Origin of the sequence: Streptomyces yerevanensis, from assembly GCF_000716805.1 — a bacterium.
Classification (GTDB): domain Bacteria; phylum Actinomycetota; class Actinomycetes; order Streptomycetales; family Streptomycetaceae; genus Streptomyces; species Streptomyces flaveus.
This window is the reverse complement of sequence record NZ_JNWJ01000171.1, coordinates 1-1,863: the sequence shown is the minus strand read 5'-3', so window position 1 is coordinate 1,863 and position 1,863 is coordinate 1. Positions and strand designations below refer to the sequence as shown.

At 67.4% G+C, this 1,863-nt stretch carries 2 protein-coding genes; one reads left to right on the top strand and one right to left on the bottom strand.

The features are described 5' to 3' along the window. Window positions 1–464, bottom strand: a 464-nt coding sequence (locus tag OP79_RS48785) for an ADP-ribosylglycohydrolase family protein (protein ID WP_033329682.1), incomplete at its 3' end; no start/stop codon positions are given. A gap of 933 nt (window positions 465–1,397) precedes the next feature. Between OP79_RS48785 and OP79_RS48780 the strand changes: the two genes are divergently transcribed. After that, window positions 1,398–1,673, top strand: a complete 276-nt coding sequence (locus OP79_RS48780) for a hypothetical protein (protein ID WP_051745910.1) — start codon at window positions 1,398–1,400, stop codon at window positions 1,671–1,673. Window positions 1,674–1,863: the final 190 nt, after the last annotated feature.

The following is a 1,863-nucleotide window of genomic DNA, read 5'->3' as shown; positions in this document are numbered from 1 at the left end:
AGGGCGACGACACCGGTGCGCATCAACGAGCCGTTCCCTGCGCTGCGGTCGTTGCCGGCGGTGAAGCTGCGGGCGGCGGCCAGCATCGCCGCGCCCGGCTCTCCGGGGGCGCTGCCTGCGGCACCCAAAACGGCGCGGGTCTGGGAGCCGACGTCACTGGCGCCGCCGCTCAGCCAGCCCTGGAAGTTGGTGGCGATCGCATCAAGGGTCTCCGGCGTGCGCAGATCCGCTCCGTCGGCCGCGACCTTGGCGATGCAGACCTGCATCTGGGTGTCGTCGGAGTACTCGCCGGGCGCGTACGGCCCCAGACCACCGCCGATCATGCGCGGCTGCTGGTCGTCGCGCAGCGTCGCCTGGAACTCGTAGGGCACACCCAACGCGTCGCCCACAGCCGCGCCGAGCAGTACACCGGCGGCCCGGTCGGTGGCCCACGTGTCCAGGCGGGGCTGCGGGGCATGGGCCATGGGAACTCCATCAGGTGCGGTGGCGCGTGGCGGGTGGGCGGTGGCGTGCAGCCAGCGATCCCAGGCGGGACCACCAACTGGGACGACGCACGCGGATGCCGAAAAAGGAGTACTCCTCGGCACATTGACGCTCCGCGAGCTTGGCAGAACATCGCACTTATCGTCAATGGGACGAAAGTAGGGTCTGCCGAGGTGAGCGCCCAGATCCGTACGAACCATCCGATCGAGGCCTGGTGGACAGAGCAGTCCCAGCTGCCGCTCGTTCGGCCGTGGCTACTGTGAGAAGCGGCTATGGGGCGAGTCCACTCGGGATCTGCCGCCGTTGTGGACGAGGGCGTACGGGAGGGGAGCAGAAGCGGACAGATGGGCCAATTGCCTTCGAACAAGTACGGGGCCGTATGCGCGGCTGAGCATTGCTCGGTGTATGTGCAGCCCGGTGTGGGCGTCCATGTCCGGCGCGAGGATCGGTGGCAGGTGTATTGCTCGGCCGACGCTCCTGATCCGGACGGCCGGTATCCGGTCTCTCGCAGCACCGCACCCCGGGCCGCAGACCAGCCTGTCGGTTTGGCGCCTCGGTGGGAGACCAACCGGTTTGCCGGAGTATGCATGGAATGCTCAGTCGAGGTCGCAGCGGGTGCTGGGGTGCTCGTCACCTGGGATGACGGCAAGCGGAGAGTCCAATGCCCTGTGTGCCAAGAAGTCGCATTCCGGCATGAGCGCTGGGACGAGAACGACCAGTTCGGCACCGACCCATGGCTCCCGGATGAGGTTCCGGCAGGCTGTGGGGCAACGATCTCTGTACGCGTTCTGACGTTGAGCCGTCCGTGCTGGAAGTGCGGTGAGATCGCCACATGTGTGATCGGCCTGTACCCGTCTCGACCCGCCTGCACCGACCCATGGCCGAGGTCGGTAGATGAGATTTCGCTGGCGTGGGTGAGGGAACTGCTGGAGCAAGCCGGGTTCGACCGGCTGGCGAATTCGATCAAGCCGCGCTGGAGCGCCACAGCCCGCCAGAGGTATTTGAGCAACGGCTGCCAGCACTGTGACGCTCTTCAGGGCGATTTCCCGCTGGAAGAGGAGGCGTCCGACCTCGTTCGGGAGAGCGGTGTGGAAGCCCTGAACACCGCGCTGGTAGTGGACATTCCCACACTGGTGTGGCAGCGCACGGTCCACGGAGAGCGGGGTGAGGGCAGCGGACTCCTGGCGTGAGCCTTGCCCGCGCGCTGGTGACCCGGGATGCGGGAAAATCGGGAGTACAGCGTGGGAAACGATCTTCAGGCGCCCCGATATCGCCCCCGGCGCACCGGTAGGCCGTGGGCGAGGTGCCTGCGAGGCAGGCCCTTTTCCCACGACCCCCGGTCCGAACCGGACGTGCCCGTTTCCAGGCATCCGGCTCTCC